This is a genomic window from Streptomyces sp. NPDC012508 (genome assembly GCF_042902595.1).
Classification (GTDB): Bacteria; Actinomycetota; Actinomycetes; order Streptomycetales; family Streptomycetaceae; genus Streptomyces.
On sequence record NZ_JBIBEO010000011.1, the window covers coordinates 57,194 to 72,991 of the forward strand.

At 71.0% G+C, this 15,798-nt stretch carries 13 protein-coding genes and 1 riboswitch; of the genes, 2 read left to right on the forward strand and 11 right to left on the reverse strand.

The window, feature by feature from the left end; genetic code table 11:
- Window positions 1–55 precede the first annotated feature (55 nt).
- From ACFY8U_RS32350 to ACFY8U_RS32385, 8 genes are all read right to left on the reverse strand, one after another.
- A complete protein-coding gene (locus ACFY8U_RS32350; protein ID WP_389575757.1) occupies window positions 56–1,435 on the reverse strand; it encodes an NAD(P)/FAD-dependent oxidoreductase in 1,380 nt (459 codons plus the stop codon).
- Between the two features lie 369 nt (window positions 1,436–1,804).
- The gene (locus ACFY8U_RS32355; RefSeq protein ID WP_389575758.1) at window positions 1,805–2,719 is read right to left on the reverse strand and encodes an exopolyphosphatase; all 915 of its coding nucleotides are present in this window, start codon (window positions 2,717–2,719) and stop codon (window positions 1,805–1,807) included.
- On the reverse strand, window positions 2,716–3,255 hold the full coding sequence (locus ACFY8U_RS32360) for a DUF501 domain-containing protein (RefSeq protein WP_361601131.1): 540 nt from the start codon (window positions 3,253–3,255) through the stop codon (window positions 2,716–2,718). The genes ACFY8U_RS32355 and ACFY8U_RS32360 overlap by 4 nt, the downstream gene beginning before the upstream one ends.
- A 118-nt stretch (window positions 3,256–3,373) precedes the next feature.
- The gene (locus tag ACFY8U_RS32365; protein WP_361438616.1) at window positions 3,374–3,847 is read right to left on the reverse strand and encodes a septum formation initiator family protein; all 474 of its coding nucleotides are present in this window, start codon (window positions 3,845–3,847) and stop codon (window positions 3,374–3,376) included.
- A gap of 106 nt (window positions 3,848–3,953) precedes the next feature.
- Complete coding sequence (gene eno, locus ACFY8U_RS32370) at window positions 3,954–5,240, reverse strand: phosphopyruvate hydratase (RefSeq protein ID WP_361672029.1); 1,287 nt, start codon at window positions 5,238–5,240, stop codon at window positions 3,954–3,956.
- 310 nt (window positions 5,241–5,550) lie between these two features.
- Window positions 5,551–6,249, reverse strand: a complete 699-nt coding sequence (locus ACFY8U_RS32375) for a transglycosylase family protein (RefSeq protein ID WP_389575759.1) — start codon at window positions 6,247–6,249, stop codon at window positions 5,551–5,553.
- 3 nt (window positions 6,250–6,252) lie between these two features.
- A riboswitch (cyclic di-AMP (ydaO/yuaA leader) is annotated at window positions 6,253–6,428 on the reverse strand.
- A 259-nt stretch (window positions 6,429–6,687) separates the two neighbouring features.
- Window positions 6,688–7,629, reverse strand: a complete 942-nt coding sequence (locus tag ACFY8U_RS32380; protein ID WP_389575760.1) for a transglycosylase family protein — start codon at window positions 7,627–7,629, stop codon at window positions 6,688–6,690.
- A 194-nt stretch (window positions 7,630–7,823) separates the two neighbouring features.
- Complete coding sequence (locus ACFY8U_RS32385) at window positions 7,824–9,077, reverse strand: cytochrome P450 (RefSeq protein WP_389575761.1); 1,254 nt, start codon at window positions 9,075–9,077, stop codon at window positions 7,824–7,826.
- 98 nt (window positions 9,078–9,175) lie between these two features.
- On the opposite strand from ACFY8U_RS32385, the gene ACFY8U_RS32390 reads away from it, so the two are divergent.
- Complete coding sequence (locus ACFY8U_RS32390) at window positions 9,176–10,381, forward strand: globin domain-containing protein (protein ID WP_389575762.1); 1,206 nt, start codon at window positions 9,176–9,178, stop codon at window positions 10,379–10,381.
- A gap of 68 nt (window positions 10,382–10,449) precedes the next feature.
- Here the strand turns inward: ACFY8U_RS32390 and ACFY8U_RS32395 are convergent, their stop codons facing one another.
- The 3 genes from ACFY8U_RS32395 to ACFY8U_RS32405 all read right to left on the reverse strand — a co-directional run bounded on the left by ACFY8U_RS32395 (window position 10,450) and on the right by ACFY8U_RS32405 (window position 13,236).
- Window positions 10,450–11,430, reverse strand: a complete 981-nt coding sequence (locus ACFY8U_RS32395; RefSeq protein ID WP_389575763.1) for a nucleoside triphosphate pyrophosphohydrolase — start codon at window positions 11,428–11,430, stop codon at window positions 10,450–10,452.
- A gap of 29 nt (window positions 11,431–11,459) precedes the next feature.
- On the reverse strand, window positions 11,460–12,104 hold the full coding sequence (locus ACFY8U_RS32400; RefSeq protein ID WP_389575764.1) for a SurA N-terminal domain-containing protein: 645 nt from the start codon (window positions 12,102–12,104) through the stop codon (window positions 11,460–11,462).
- Window positions 12,105–12,249: 145 nt separating this feature from the next.
- The gene (locus ACFY8U_RS32405; RefSeq protein ID WP_389575765.1) at window positions 12,250–13,236 is read right to left on the reverse strand and encodes a glycosyltransferase family 2 protein; all 987 of its coding nucleotides are present in this window, start codon (window positions 13,234–13,236) and stop codon (window positions 12,250–12,252) included.
- Window positions 13,237–13,361: 125 nt separating this feature from the next.
- On the opposite strand from ACFY8U_RS32405, the gene ACFY8U_RS32410 reads away from it, so the two are divergent.
- The gene (locus ACFY8U_RS32410) at window positions 13,362–15,767 is read left to right on the forward strand and encodes a YfhO family protein (RefSeq protein ID WP_389575766.1); all 2,406 of its coding nucleotides are present in this window, start codon (window positions 13,362–13,364) and stop codon (window positions 15,765–15,767) included.
- Window positions 15,768–15,798: the final 31 nt, after the last annotated feature.

Below are 15,798 nucleotides of genomic sequence, written 5' to 3' on the forward strand. Positions count from 1 at the left end.
CACCACGGATGGCGGACGGCCCTTTCGGTGAACGTAGGGTCCTGCTGTCAGCGCGTCAGGAGGCCTTGGCCTTCTCCTGCGCCGGGGTGGCGGGAGCCGGGGCGGGCTTGGCCGCCTCGTAGAACTCCTCGCGCGGCGTCTCCATCGCACCGAGGGAGACGACCTCGCGCTTGAGGAACATCGCGAGGGTCCAGTCGGCGAAGACGCGGATCTTGCGGTTCCAGGTCGGCACGGCCATGCCGTGGTAGCCACGGTGCATGTACCAGGCGAGCCGGCCCTTGAGCTTGATCTTCATCTTGCCCATGACGATCATGGCGACGCCCTTGTGGAGGCCGAGGCCCGCCACAGCACCCTTGTTGGAGTGCTCGTACGTCTTCTGCGGGAAGCCCCGCATGCCCGAGACCACGTTGTCGCCGAGGACCTTCGCCTGGCGCAGCGCGTGCTGGGCGTTCGGCGGGCACCAGGCGTTCTCGACGCCGGCCTTGCGGGCGGCGACGTCCGGGACCTGGGCGTTGTCGCCGGCGGCCCAGATGTAGTCGGTGCCCTGGACCTGGAGCTTCTCGGAGGTGTCCACGTGGCCGCGCGGGCCGAGCGGGAGGCCGAAGCGGGAGAGCGCCGGGTTGGGCTTGACGCCGGCGGTCCACACGATCGTGCTGGAGTCGACCTCGAGGCCGTTCTTCAGCACGACGTGGCCGTCGACGCAGGAGTCCATGGACGTCGAGAGGTAGATCTCGACACCGCGGCCCTCGAGGTGCTCCTTGCCCCAGCGGCCCAGCTCCGGGCCGACCTCGGGAAGGATCTTGTCGGCGGCGTCGACCAGGATGAAGCGCATGTCCTCGCGCTTCACGTTGGTGTAGTACTTCGCCGCGTCGCGGGCCATGTCCTCGACCTCGCCGATGGTCTCCGCTCCGGCGAAGCCGCCGCCCACGAAGACGAAGGTCAGCGCCTTGCGGCGGACCTCCTCGTTGGTCGTGGAGTCGGCCTTGTCGAGCTGCTCCAGGACGTGGTTGCGGAGGCCGATGGCCTCCTCCACGCCCTTCATGCCGATGCCCTGCTCGGCCAGGCCGGGGATCGGGAAGGTACGGGAGACCGCGCCCATCGCGATGACCAGGTAGTCGAACGGCAGGTCGTACGCCTCGCCGACGAGCGGCGCGATCGTGGCGACCTTGCGGTCCTGGTCGATGCTGGTGACGCGACCGGTGAGCACCTCGGCTCCGCGCACGACGCGTCGCAGCGGGACGACGACGTGGCGCGGGGAGATGCTGCCTGCGGCGGCTTCGGGGAGGAAGGGCTGGTACGTCATGTACGAGCGCGGGTCGACGACCGTGACGGTCGCTTCCGCATAACGCATCTTCTTGAGGATGCGTCGAGCTGCGTACAGGCCTACGTACCCACCGCCTACTACGAGGATCCTGGGACGCTCCGTGGTGCTCATGCATCCGAGTATCCACCCCTCCCAGGGGGGTCGCTCGTGCGCCCCTTCACAAGCTCTTCGGGTACCTCTGCTACACTCCGCCGCCCACGTGACCCAGGTCATGGTCGTGCAAAGGAACCAGGGTGCAGGGGTGAACGTTGTTCACCCCTACTGAACTGGCCTGGAGAGCCCCCGTTAACGCGGAACCACAGGGTGCATTCACACGATGGAAACATCGAGCGAACCGGGCTCCCCGCCTACGAAAGAGCCCCGACAGGGGCGTTGGAGGCCTTAATGGCCCTCCACAGCCCCCATCAGGGCCCTTTTCCTTGTGAAGAACTTCACGAACTTTCTCGGCGGACCGATTCCGGACGCGTCGCCGGGTGCCCGTTATGCCACGGACAGTGCGATTCCGTCGAGGATGTCGTGCTCGCTGACGACGACCTCGCGGGCCCCGGTCCGCTCCATGATCTCCAGCAGCACGAGCGCCCCGGCGACGATGACGTCCACTCGCCCGGGGTGCATCACGGTGATCGCGGCGCGCTCGGCGTGCGTGGAGCCCAGCAGCGACCCGACGATCTCCGCGACCTTCTCGTACGGAACACGGGAGTGGTGGATCCGCTCCGAGTCGTACTCCTGGAGCCCCAGCGCGATCGCGGCGACCGTGGTGACGGAGCCCGCGAGCCCGACCAGGGTCCCGGCCGAACGGATCGGGACGGTCTCCTCGGCCAGGTCGAGCGCGGCCCGGATGTCGGCGCGGATCGCGTCGACCTCCTCGGCGGCCGGCGGGTCGCTGCGGACATGGCGCTCGGTGAGCCGTACGCAGCCGATGTCGACGGACCGGGCGGCCTCGACGTGCTTGTTGCCGACGACGAACTCGGTCGAGCCGCCGCCGATGTCCACGACCAGGTACGTCTCGGTGCCGTGCAGCTCGCCCGTGGCGCCGGTGAAGGAGAACTCGGCCTCCTGGTCACCGGTGATCACCTCGGGCTCGACACCCAGGATGTCCAGGACGCCGCGCACGAACTCGTCGCGGTTCTCGGCGTCACGGGAGGCGGAGGTGGCCACGAAGCGGAGCCGCTCGGCGCCCAGTTCCTTGATGACGGCGGCGTACTCACGGCAGGCCGCGAAGGTCCGCTCCAGCGCCTCGGGCGCGAGGCGGCCGGTCCGGTCGACGCCCTGCCCGAGCCGGACGATCGTCATCCGCCGGTCCAGCTCGACCAGCTCACCGGTCTCGGGGTGGACGTCGGCGACCAGCAGGCGGATGGAGTTCGTACCGCAGTCGATGCCCGCGACCCGGGTCACTCCGCCGACTCCTTCTCGTCCGTGCACGGCGTGACGCAGGGGCCCTTGGCCCACCACTCCGGCAGCATGGCGATCGCCTCGTCGCCCAGCGGGTTCACGCCAGGTCCCGCGGCCAGCGAGTGGCCGACGAGGACGTGCAGGCACTTCACGCGGTCGGGCATGCCACCGGCGCTCGGGAAGCCCTCGAGAACCTCGATGGCGTCACGGCGGGCGATGTAGTCCTCGTGCGCGGCCCGGTAGGAGGCGGCCAGCTCCGGGTCGGTGGAGAGCCGGGCCTGCATCTCCTTCATGACCCCGTTGGCCTCGAGCGTGCCGATCGCGGAGGCCGCGCGGGGGCAGGTCAGGTAGTACGTCGTGGGGAACGGGGTGCCGTCCGGGAGCCGCGGCGCGGTCTCGACGACGTCCGGGTTGCCGCAGGGGCAGCGGTGCGCGATGGCGCGCAGACCCCGGGGCGGGCGGCCGAGCTGCTGCTCGAAGGCGGCGACGTCCGCCTCGGTCGGCTCGGTGCGTGCGGTCTGCGGAGGGGGCGTTTCCATCGTTACGTCTTGTCTTCTCGTCGGAGTGTCGTCGGGGGCGGTCGGTGGGGAGGTCTGCTTCGGTGCGGGTCGGCTGCGGGTCGGCTGCGGGTCGGCTCCGGTGTGCGGGTCGCCCGCGCTAGCGGCGCGCGTCCGCGCGGTCGACGCCGTCCCAGAGGTCGGAGTACCAGGGGTGCTCGGCGGCGCCCTGCTCGGTGCGCCGGGCGCGCTCGGCCTCGGGGTCGTTCACGGTGAAGCCGGTCTCGCCGGGCATCACGTAGTGGAGGTGCTCGCGGGCCAGCCGGCGGACGTAGGCGGGGTCCTGGAGACGGGCCTTCTCGTCCCGCAGCTCCTCGACGCGCGCGGCGGCGTCGGCGGCCTGGCGCTCCTGCTCGGCGATCTCGCCGCGCTGGGAGACGTACTGGCGCATGGGGTACGCGAGCGCGACGACCAGCGAGCAGACCACCAGGGCGAGGAAGGCGGCCCGGCCGGTGAGCCGGGAGCGGCGGGCCTGACGGCGGGTCTGGGAGCGGTAGACACGGGCGGCGGTCTGCTCGCCGAGCAACCTGATCCTGGTCGCGGTGGAGAACCGGTCCCGGTCCTTCGCGGCCATCTCCTGTCGCCTCCCCTGTGTCGTCCCGTAACAAGTGCGTCCCCGCACACGGTACGGGACCGGGTGCGGGGACGTACGTAACCGAGGGTTCCCCGGGATCAGCCGATCAGCCCTTGAAGCGCGGGAAGGCGCTGCGGCCGGCGTAGACGGCCGCGTCGTCGAGGATCTCCTCGATGCGCAGGAGCTGGTTGTACTTGGCGACGCGCTCGGAGCGGGCCGGGGCGCCGGTCTTGATCTGGCCGCAGTTGGTGGCGACGGCGAGGTCGGCGATGGTGACGTCCTCGGTCTCGCCGGAGCGGTGCGACATCATGCACTTGAAGCCGTTGCGCTGGGCCAGCTCGACGGCGTCCAGGGTCTCGGTCAGCGAACCGATCTGGTTGACCTTGACAAGCAGGGCGTTGGCGGCGCCGTCCTCGATGCCGCGGGCCAGGCGCTCCGGGTTGGTGACGAACAGGTCGTCGCCGACGATCTGGACCTTGGAGCCCAGCTTGTCGGTGAGGACCTTCCAGCCGGCCCAGTCGTCCTCGAACAGCGGGTCCTCGATGGAGACCAGCGGGTACGCGGAGACGAGCTCCTCGTAGTACTCGGTCATCTCGGCGGCCGAGCGGGACTTGCCCTCGAACTCGTACGAGCCGTCCTTGTAGAACTCGGACGCGGCGACGTCGAGCGCCAGCGCGATGTCCTTGCCCGGGACGTAACCGGCCTGCTTGATGGCCTCCAGGATGAGGTCGAGCGCCTCACGGTTGGAGTCCAGGTTCGGGGCGAAGCCGCCCTCGTCGCCGAGGCCGGTGGACAGGCCCTTGGTCTTCAGGACGGACTTGAGGGTGTGGTAGACCTCGGTGCCCCAGCGCAGGGCCTCGGAGAAGGACTCCGCGCCGATCGGCGCGATCATGAACTCCTGGATGTCCACGTTGGAGTCGGCGTGCGAGCCGCCGTTCAGGATGTTCATCATCGGAACGGGCAGCAGGTGCGCGTTCGGGCCGCCGAGGTAGCGGAAGAGCGGGAGGTCGGAGGCCTCGGACGCGGCGTGCGCGACGGCGAGGGAGACACCGAGGATGGCGTTGGCGCCGAGGGAGGCCTTGTTGTCCGTGGCGTCCAGGTCGAACATGGCCTGGTCGATGAGGCGCTGCTCGGTGGCGTCGTAGCCGACGAGCTCCGGGCCGATCTGCTCGATCACGGCGAGGACGGCCTTCTCGACGCCCTTGCCCTGGTAGCGGTTCTTGTCTCCGTCACGGAGCTCAATGGCCTCGAACGCACCGGTGGAGGCACCGGACGGAACAGCAGCACGGCCGGTGCTGCCGTCGTCGAGGCCGACCTCGACCTCGACCGTGGGGTTGCCTCGGGAGTCCAGGATTTCCCGGGCTACGACGACGTCGATGGACGGCACGAGCATCTCCTTCTGGGATGTGACGCTAGATGTGACGCTTGCGGTGCAGGGTCGCTTTGGCCTTGCGGCAAGAGCCTAACCGGCTCCAGGGCTCCCGTCGGCCGGGCGCCCGCCCCCTGGGACGAAAAAGGACCCAAGGGCACGCATCTGGGGCCAAAGACCCCCAGAACTACTCGGTGGTAACCGGGGCTGCGCCCCCGGACACGCGGAACCCCGGCCCGGAGCGCACGGGGGAAGAACGCTCCGGACCGGGGTGGTCACCGCGGGAGGGTCATCGGACCCGCGTGAGCCGCCGGACTCACGCGAGCCGCCGGGCTCACTTCAGGTGAAGCTGCTGGCCCGGGAAGATCAGGTCGGCGTCCTCGACGACGTCCTTGTTGAGCTCGAAGAGCTTCGCCCAGCCGCCCTTGACGTCGTGCGCGGCGGCGATGGTGCTCAGGGTGTCACCGGCGACGACCTTGTACTCGCCGTCACCCTTCTTGACCTTCTTGCCGGTCGGGGTGGTGACGGTCTTCGTGGACTCGGCCTTCTTCGGGGCGGTCCGCGTCTCGCTGCGGGTCGTCGGCTCCTCGGCCTGACGCTCCTGCTGCTTCGGGGCGGCCGGCTTCGCCGGCGCGGTCTCGGCGGCGCCACCGGTGTAGGCGGCGTTGGAGAGGCCGACGCCACAGCTCGGCCAGGCACCCTTGCCCTGGCCGGCGAGGACCTTCTCGGCGATGGTGATCTGCTGCGACTTCGAGGCCTGGTCGGCGGTGGCGGCGTACGCGGTGCCACCGTAGGCGGCCCAGGTGGAGGCGGAGAACTGCAGGCCGCCGTAGTAGCCGTTGCCGGTGTTGATGGACCAGTTGCCACCGGACTCGCACTGGGCGACGGTGTCCCACTCGGAGGCCGTGGCGGCCGAGGCGGACCCGGCGGTCATCAGCGGGGCGGCGACGGCGACACCGGCGACACCGGCGAGGGCGACGGCGCGGGTGGCCTTGGAGGCACGACGGTGTTTGCCCTTGGCGGAAAACAGCATGGAACTTCTCCTCACCGACGCCTGCGAGGTGAGCTGTCGGGTTCGGGCCATGTGAGTTGCCCGGCCGCGCGACCTTGCGCGCGGCTTCACCCCAAGCCGGTCCGTCGGCCGTCTGTCTCAACGGCCGGGGACGGCACTTACCTTGGGTCCCCCGCTCCTGCCTACGGCGCTTGACGCGACGACTGTTCCCATCGGCCGACGGCAGGATTCGGCGATTCGGTCGACGGGGCCCGCGGTGGCGAGCGGTCCTGACCGTAGACACAGACCCGGGGGAAGTTCAAAGAGGTCCAGGTCGGACAAATCATCCCTACTTACCTCGGGACGAAGGGTATTTACGCAGGTGAGAGGTGACGGAAGCAGAGTTTGCGGACGGGACGCGCCAGTTGAGACAAAGAGACCCATGTCTCACTGGCGCAGAACCGGACATACGATCCCGAACTACCCCTGGTTCGCGGTCGACCCGAGACTGAGGTCGAGGCTCTGGCCAGGGAGAATGAGGTCCGGATCGGTGCCCACCGTCGAGCGGTTGGCGTCGTAGAGGGCGCCCCAGCCGCCCGGGAGTTCGTTCTGCTGGGCGATCGCCGAGAGGTTGTCGCCCGGCTTGACGGTGTATTCACCGATCGCGTCGGTGATGTCCTGAGCGGCCGTGTTGTCCAGGCTGTCCGGAGTGCCCTTACTGCCCCGGTTGTCCTGATCTGCCGCATCGGCGTCCGCGCCAGGTGTCGGGGTGTCAGACGGGGTGCCGGTCGGCGAGTCGGCCGGGGAGGCATGGCGGCCCTTTTCGCCACTCTTGCCCGGATTGACCGACTCCTCCGGAGCCGCGTCGCCGCGATGCTTCCCGGTACCCGGGGTCGACGGAGCGCTGGGCGTGCCGGACGTCCCGGGCGTGGTGGACGCCTCAGGCGTCGCGGTCGACCTGTCCGCCCCCCGCGAGGTGGTCTCGGGGGTCTCCGCCTCGGGGGTGCCGGCCTCGGGGGACGACGTCTCGGATCCGGCCGGAAGGCCCGCGGTCCGGTTCGACTCCGGGAGGGGACCCGTGGGCTCCGCCGGCTTCACGGCCGGGCCCGGGTCCACATCGGGCCTGGCGCCGTCGTTCGTCAGCCCGGCGATCGGGGCGCAGGTGGCCCACTGCGTGTCGCCCGCGGCGAACGCCCTCTCCGCCACCGCGATCTGCTGGGCGCGGCTGGCGAGGTCCGCACTGGTCGCGTACGCGAGGCCGCCGTGCCGCTCCCAGCTCTCCTGGGTGAACTGGAGTCCGCCGTAGAGCCCGTTGCCGAAGTGGGCGCTCCACAGGCCGCCCGACTCGCACTCGGCGACCCGGTCCCAGGTGGCGGCGTCGGCGGCGGACGCCGAGCCGGCACCCAGGAGGGGAAGCGCCAAGGCCGATCCCGTCACGCCTGCGGCGACAACGATGGCGGGGGCCTGGCGGGGTCTGCGGTGTCGTCCGTTCCCGGAGCGCATGGGGAGGGCCTTTCGCGTGACTGCTGAGGTGACGGTGAACGTAGCGGCATTCGAACGTCAGTAACAAGTCGATGCAGCGGAGATCACGCGAAAGTCACAGTCTTGACGGTCCGTCAGTCACCCAAAGGGGAGAACTCGACCGGAAGCGTGCGCAATCCCCGCATGATGAGCCCTCCGCGCCACCGCAGATCGGCCGGATCCGCGGCAAGTCGCAGGTCCGGCAGGCGAGTCAGCAGCGTCGCGAGCGCGATCTGCCCTTCGAGGCGGGCGAGCGGCGCGCCGATGCAGTAGTGGATGCCGTGCCCGTAGCCGAGGTGCTGGTTGTCGCGCCGGGACAGATCGAGCGTGTCCGGCTCCTCGAAGCGCGCCGGGTCGCGGTCGGCGGCGGCCAGCACCACGAGGACCGGATCACCCGCCGGGATCCGCTGCCCGCCGATCGTCAGCGGCTCCATGGCGTACCGCCAGGTCGCCAGCTCCACCGGCCCGTCGTAGCGCAGCAGCTCCTCGACACCGGTCTCCAGGAGCCCCTGCTCCCCCGCCGCGAGCGAGGCCTGGAGCCGCTCGCGCTGACCGGGGTTGCGCAGCAGGGCGTAGACCCCGTTGCCCACCAGGTTGACCGTGGTCTCGAAGCCGGCGAAGAGCAGGATGAAGGCCATCGCGGCGGCCTCGTTCTCGGTGAGGTGCTCGCCGTGGTCGGAGGCCTTGATGAGCCCCGAGATCAGGTCGTCGCCGGGATCGAGCCGCTTACGGTGGATCAGCTCCGCCAGATACCCGCGCATCCTCTTGACCGACCGCGCCACACCGCCGCGCGGTCCTCCGCCGTGCCGGATCATCATCCCGGCCCAGTCCCGGAAGTCGTCCTGGTCCTCGGCCGGCACGCCGAGCAGGTCGCAGATCGCGTAGATGGGCAGGGGGAAGGCGAACTCGTGGATGAGGTCGGCCTCGCCCTTCGCAGCGAAGGAGTCGATCAGCCGGTCCGTCAGCTCCTGCACCCGGGGAGCGAACTCGGCGACCCGGCGCGGGGTGAACGCCTTGGAGACCAGCCGCCGCAGCCGGGTGTGGTCGGGTGGGTCGATATTGAGCAGATGTGTCATCAGCTCGGCCTTGCGCTCCCCCGGGATCCCCGTCTTCCCCTTGGCGTGCGCCGGCTCGTCGTGGTGCGCCGGGTTCTTGGAGAGCCGCTGGTCGGCGAGGGCCTGCCGGGCGTCCGCGTACCGCGTCACCAGCCACGCCTCGACCCCGCTGGGGAGCTTCGCCCGGTGCACGGGCGCGTGCTCACGCAGCCAGGCGTAGGCGGGGTACGGATCGGTCGCGAACTCCCAGGTGAAGAGCTCGGGAGCGGGGGGCTGGGCGGGGGGCGTACTCACCCTGAGACGGTACAAGGTCGGCGTCGCGTCGGCCTCCGGGCCGACCGGTCCCCGAGATGTGATCGTCCTGTGAAGGCGCGTGGCCTAGATTCTCCCGCGTGGATGCCCAGTTACTCAGAAGCACGTTCGCCGTCGTCGAGAGGCGGGCCGAACATGCCGTCACCTTCTTCTACTCCCATCTGTTCTGGCACAACCCGGGCGTCCGCGAGCTCTTCCCCGAGGACATGCGGGCCCAGCGCGACCGGCTCTTCGCCGCGCTCACCCATGTCGTGGCCCACCTGGAGGACCCCGGGCTGCCGGAGTACCTCGCCCATCTGGGACGCGACCACCGCAAGTTCCTCGCCACCCCCGCGCTCTACGCCGCTCTCGGCTCCAGCCTCACCGCCGCCTTCGCCCACGCCGCCGGGGCCGCCTGGACCGTCGAGGCCGAGAAGGCGTGGACCGAGGCGTACGGGTACGTCGCCGAGCTCATGATGCGAGGCGCCGACCAGGCCGAGGCCGAGGGGCAGCCGGCGTGGTGGGACGCCGTCGTCGTCCGGCGCGAGCTGCTCGGCGAGGACCTGGCGGTCCTCACCCTGAAGCCGCGCCGCCCCTTCGCCCATCTGCCCGGACAGTACGTCGGCGTCAGCTCGCTGCGGGTCCCCCGGGTGTGGCGGACGTACTCCCTGGCCAACGCCGTCCGCGCGGACGGGACGGTGGACCTGCACGTCAGCCGCATCCCGGGCGGTGCGATGAGCACGGCGCTCGTCGACGACACGCGGGAGGGCGAGTGGCTGCGGCTGAGCGCGCCCGGCGGCGCGCTGACCGCGCGGACCGCGCCGGGCGACCCGCGCAGCTACATCGCCGCCGGGACCGGCTGGGCGCCCGTCAAGGCGCTGCTCGAAGAGGTGGCGGCAGGACCGGAGGGCGTCGAGGCCCGGCTCTTCCTCGTCGCGCGCGCGAAGGAGTACCTGTACGGGAAGGAGGACGCCGAGCGCCTGCGGGAACGGATACCCGGGCTGCACGTCACGTACATCACCTCCGCGCCCCGCCACCCCCGCGACCAGGCCACCGAGCGGCTGCTCCACGCGCTGTACACCTGCGGCAACTGGCCGGCCCACGACGTGTACCTGGCGGGTCCGCCCGGCTTCCTCGCCGAGGCCCTCCCGGTCCTCGACCATCTCGGCGCGGCCCGCGTCCACCACGACCGCCTGCCGGCCGTGGCCGGCTTCGGCACCCGTGCGATCGGCACGGCGGAGTGGTTCATCGACCCCCCGGAAGTCCCCTGGCACGACCCGGCGGCACGGGCACCGCACGGCCCCTGATCAGAACCCGGCCGACACCCCGCCGCTCCCGGTGCTCTCGCAAGCCCCGGTGGCCCCGCTCCGTGCGTTCACGCCGTCCTGAGGGCGGCCTCCGCCGCGAGGATCGTGTCCCGGTACACGCGGGCGGCCGCGCGCAGGGCCGCTTCCGGGTCGACGCCCGACACCTCCGCCCGTGCCGCGAGCTCGAGCAGCTCGTAGCCGATCCCCTCACCCTTCGGCAGTTCGACGTCCAGGCCCGCCGTCCGCACCCGGCCCGCAAGCTTCGCGGCGAGCGCGAGGCCGGGCTGACCGAGCGGCACCCCTTCGGTGACCGAGTCGCGCTGCTTCTCGATCGCCTTGGTGCGCAGCCAGTGCTCCTTGACCTCTTCCGGCGTCTCGGCCGTGGCGTCGCCGAAGACGTGCGGGTGGCGGTGGATCAGCTTCTCCACGATCGTCCCGGCGACGTCGTCGACGGAGAAGGGTTCCTCCTCGTCCTCCTCCGCGATCCGCGCGTGGAAGACGACCTGGAGCAGGACGTCCCCGAGCTCCTCGCGCAGCTCGTCGCGGTCGCCCTCCTCGATCGCCTCGACGAGTTCGTACGCCTCCTCGATGCCGTACTTGGCGAGTCCCTTGTGGCTCTGGCGCGAGGACCACGGGCACTCGCGCCTGATCCGGTCCATGACCTGCACCAGGTCGAGGAGGCGAGCCCCGGGCAGGTCGTACGAACCGGGGAGCAGCTCCAGATCGGGCATCGTCACCCGGCCCGAGCCGGCCAGCCGGGCGAGCCCGTCCGTCAGCGCCTGGTCGCCCTCACCGGAGGGCAGGACGACGACGGTCCGGCCCCCGGTGCACGCGTCGACGAGGTCCTGCGCGGCGGGGCGGGCGTGCTCGACGGCGACCCCGGCCTCACGCAGGTACGGCAGCTGCGGGTGGTTCTCGTCGGCGCACACCACCCGGTCGGCGCCGTGCAGCGCCTGCCACGCGGGCCAGGACAGCAGTCCGGGCGCCACGCGGTGGCTGGCGGTGAGCAGGACGATACGGCCGGGCTCGACGGGTGATTCAGCGTTCACCCTTCGACCTTACGTGGACGCCGAGGCGGTCACGCACCCGCTTCGGCGGCCGCCGGGTCCTGGCTGATCTGGCGCACCCACGGGGCCGTGAACGTGCCCAGCTGGATCTTTTCGTCGTCCCACGCACCGAAGCGCGGGTTCACATCGATGTCGAGGTCCTTGGAGGCGGCGGTGAAGACATCGGTGAGCTTCTTCTGGCCCTCGGGGGTGTTCGCGATGCCCAGCTTGGCGGCGATCTTGTTCATCAGGACCGTGCGGCGGACGACCCCGTCGATCTGGTCCGGCGCGACGCCCTGCTGCTGGAGCAGCGTCGCGGCGAGCTGCTCCTGGCCGCCGCTCTGCTGGGTGAACTCGTCCCTGGCCTTCTGGATCTCGCCGCGCGAGGCCGTGATCCCGTTGTCCTCGGCGACCCGGTCGACCACCCGGTCGAAGATCATCACGTTGAGCTTCTCGCGACTGAGGTCACCGGTCGCCTCGATCAGCTGCGCCGCCTGCGGCGAGGCCTCCTGCGCGGTCCGCACGTCCCGTACCTGCGCCTGGAGGCTGGACACCTCGATCCGTTCGCCGTCCACGACGGCCGCCGCCCCTGGGTGGGCCTCACCGCCGCAGGCGGTGAGCAGCGGCGCCGCGGCGAGGAGCGCGGCGGAGACGGAGAGCGCAGTGCGGCGGTGCAAAGGAGCCTCCCGGCGTGGGTCATTCAGCAGGTGCGGCGCGAAGCGCCTCGTTGAGGGGTGGTGGTCGGGTGACGGGCGGGTGGAACGACCTTGCGGTGATCGATGTTAGGCAGTCACCGGAGCCGGGGCCACTCCTTCGCGGCCACTACTTCGTCGTGACTGTCTCGACCAACGACGTAACGGTTCGGCTGGTGTCGGTCCTGGGCCGCGGAACATCGGCGTTCGTGGCCTTCACCAGGAAATGCGGCCGCCGCTTCACCTCGTAGTAGATGCGTCCCACGTACTCGCCGACGAGCCCGAGCATCACCATCTGGACGCCGGCGAGCGCCGTGACGATGACGAGCAGCGTGACGTATCCGGGCGTGTCCACGCCGTTCACCAGCGCGTCCCCGACGATCCAGGCCGCGTACGCCAGCGCCACCGAGACCAGGATCATTCCCAGATAGACGGCGGCCCGAAGCGGTTTGTTGTTGAAGGAGAGCAGCCCGTCGAGACCGTAGTTGAGCAGCTTTCCGAACGTCCATTTCGAGCGGCCCTGCTCGCGCACCGCATTCTCGTACTCGAATGTGGTGGTGCGGAATCCGACCCAGGCGAAAAGGCCCTTGGAGAAACGGTTGTACTCGGTGAGTTCGAGGATCGCGTCGACGGTACGGCGCGAGAGCAGCCGGAAGTCGCCGACACCGTCCACCAGCTCGACGTCCACCAGCCGGTTGATCGCCCAGTAATAGAGGCGCGCCGTCATGGTGCGGGTGACCCGGTCGCCCTTGCGGGTGCGCCGGGCGATGACCTGGTCGTACCCCTCGGCGTGCAGGGCCACCATGCGGTGCACGAGCTCCGGCGGATGCTGGAGGTCGGCGTCCATGATGACGACCGCGTCGCCCTCGGCGTGCTGGAGACCGGCCAGCATCGCGGCCTCCTTGCCGAAGTTACGGCTGAAGGAGACGTAGCGGGCGCGGGGGTCGGAGGCGGCGATCTCCTCCAGGAGAGGGAGAGTCCGGTCGTGACTTCCGTCGTCCACATAGACCAGCTCGAATTCTCCGTCGAAAGCGGAGAGTTCGGTGGTCACATGGTCGTGGAAGCGACCGATGATCTCCTCTTCGTTGAAACACGGAACCACGATCGAGAGCAGCACGAAGGACACGACAGCCCACGCGGATGTCTCCGGCCGATTCGAAACATGACGGCCAGGCGACCATTCGGTGAACTGGCCCCGCTCGATCACCATTTCGTGTTCCGTACTGGCATATTCGCACCATCATGCCTGCTCAGACCACACCGGCCGTGGGCCGGTCCGCCGGCCTCGCCTCGTTCCTCACCGTCCTCGCGGTGTTCGCGGGCGACGCGGTCGCCCGCACGTTCCCCTTCGGTCCGGAACGCCGGAGCGTCAACGACCTGGCCAACCAGTTCGTCCCCTACCACGCCCATCTGTGGGACCTGCTGCACGGACGGGGAGACGGCGGGCTGCTCCTCAACTGGCAGTCCGGCTGGGGCACCAGCTTCCTGCCCGACCTCGGGACGTATCTGGGCAGCCCGTTCGCGCTCCTCGTGGCGCTCTTCCCGCGCGAGGACATCGAGTACGCGGTCTACGCCGTCACCGTCCTGAAGATGGCCGCCGCCGCGGCCGCCATGACGGTGACACTGCTGCGCCTGCGGCCCGGCCCCTGGTGGGCGGCGGCGGTGCTCGGCGCGTCGTACGGACTGTGCGGCTGGTCGGTCATCGAGGCCACGTACAACCCGATGTGGCTCGACGGGCTGATCGCCTTCCCGCTGCTGGTCCTGGTCGGCGACTGGGCACGGCAGGGCCGCCGCCCGCTGCTCGGTCCCCTGGTCGTCGCGCTGTGCTGGGTGGGCAACTTCTACACCGCGTACATGGCGACCATCGGGGCCGCGGTCGTGCTCCTGCTCCGGCTCGCGGCCGCTCACGAGCTGCGCGTCCGGGTGGTGGTCCGGGCGATGGCCACCGTGCTGCTCGGGATCGGGCTCGCCGCGCCGGTCCTCGTGCCGGTGTTCCTCGGCTCCACGCACGCGTACCCGGGCTGGACGAACGACTTCCAGGCGGCCGGCTGGTCGGACTTCCTCGCGCGGCTGCTCCCGGCGACGTACGGCTTCTACACCCCCGCCGCGTTCCTGGGCACCGGCACCCTGCTGCTCGCCGGGGCGCTGCTGTTCCACCGGAAGGTGCCGCGCCGGGAACGGTGGCTGTGGGCCGGGTTCGCGGTCGCGGTCGCGCTGTCGCTCCAGTGGGCGCCGACGCATCTGGTGTGGCATGTCTTCGCCACGCCGAACGGCAGCCCGTACCGGCAGACGTTCGTCTTCTCCGGGGTCCTGGTCCTCGTCGCCTGGACCGTCCTCTCGTACGGCTGGCCCGGGCGGCGCGCGCTGCTCGGCGGGGTCGGCGTGACGGCGGCGGTCGGGGTCGGCGCGGTCGCCAGCGAGCTGGTGACCGGCTGGTCGTACCCGCTGTTCGCCCTCGGTCTGGCCGCGGCGACGGGCGCGCTGTGGCTGGCCGCGCGCGGGAAGCTCCCGGTGGTCGCGGCGGCCCTGCTGGCCGGGGCGCTCGTCGGGCAGGCGGCGGCGACCACGGCGTACGCGGACCGGGAGCGGCTCGGCCGGCTCGACGACTATCCGGCCTGGGGCGCGGAGCAGGACCGGCGGACCGCGGCGCTCGCCGAGGCCGACGGCTGGCCGGCGTACCGCACCGACTCCGGCCGCGAGCAGATCACCGGCAACGAGCCGATGCTCTTCGGCGGCCAGGGCGCCGCGTACTACAGCAGCCACACGCCGACCGTGCTGACGGAGACGCTGGCCTCGCTCGGCGGCGGCTGGACCTCGCGCGGGCGCAATCTGCAGAGCCTGGACAACCCGGTGACGGACGCGCTGTTCGGCGTCGGCGCGCGATGGCGGGGCGACCGGGTGGTACGGACGGATGCGGTGCTGCCGCTGGTGACGGTACGTCCGGAGGGAGCGGCCGTACCGCGGTACGGGGCCTCTCCGTTCCGCAACCAGGAGATGCTGCTCGGCTCGTCGGTGTACACGCTTCCGGGCAAGGCGGCCTGTCCGGTCGGCAGCGAAGTCTTCCTCTGGGCCCCCGACTTCAGGGGGACGGCCCGGCTCGGCGCGGGCGGCACGCCGGTGAGGATGAGCGGCCAGATGCCGAAGCGGCGGGCCGCGCTGGCCTCCCTGGGCGTCCAGGAGTCGGCGGGCACGGTCGTGACCCTGAAGGGCGAACGCGGCCGTGACCACGAGATCGGCTGCCTGGACCGGGCGCGGCTGGCGGCTGCGGTGGAGGGCCTGCGCGCGAAGGCGGCGACCTCGGTCGACGTCACCGGCAGCGGTATCCGCGCGGATCTCCCGCCGGGGACGAGGGGAACGGCGCTGATCGCGGCCCCGAGGATCGCGGGCTGGACCTGCGAGGGCCGCCCGGCGGCTTCGTACGGCGGCCTGGTGGCCGTGCCGCTCGACGGCCGGACGTCGGTGAGCTGCGACTTCCGCCCGCCGGGCCTGCGAGCGGGCCTGGGCCTCGGCGCCGTGGCGGCGGTGCTGCTGGCGGTATGGGTGTGGTGGAGGTCCCGCCGGGAACGACAGGGCCGGCAGGGAGGCTCCCCCTCGGAGACCCCACCGCCGACGGACGTACGGGCGGACGCGCTGGCGCAGACGGGCTGAGCCGGGCGGAGACACGCCGTCGTCCGGCGCT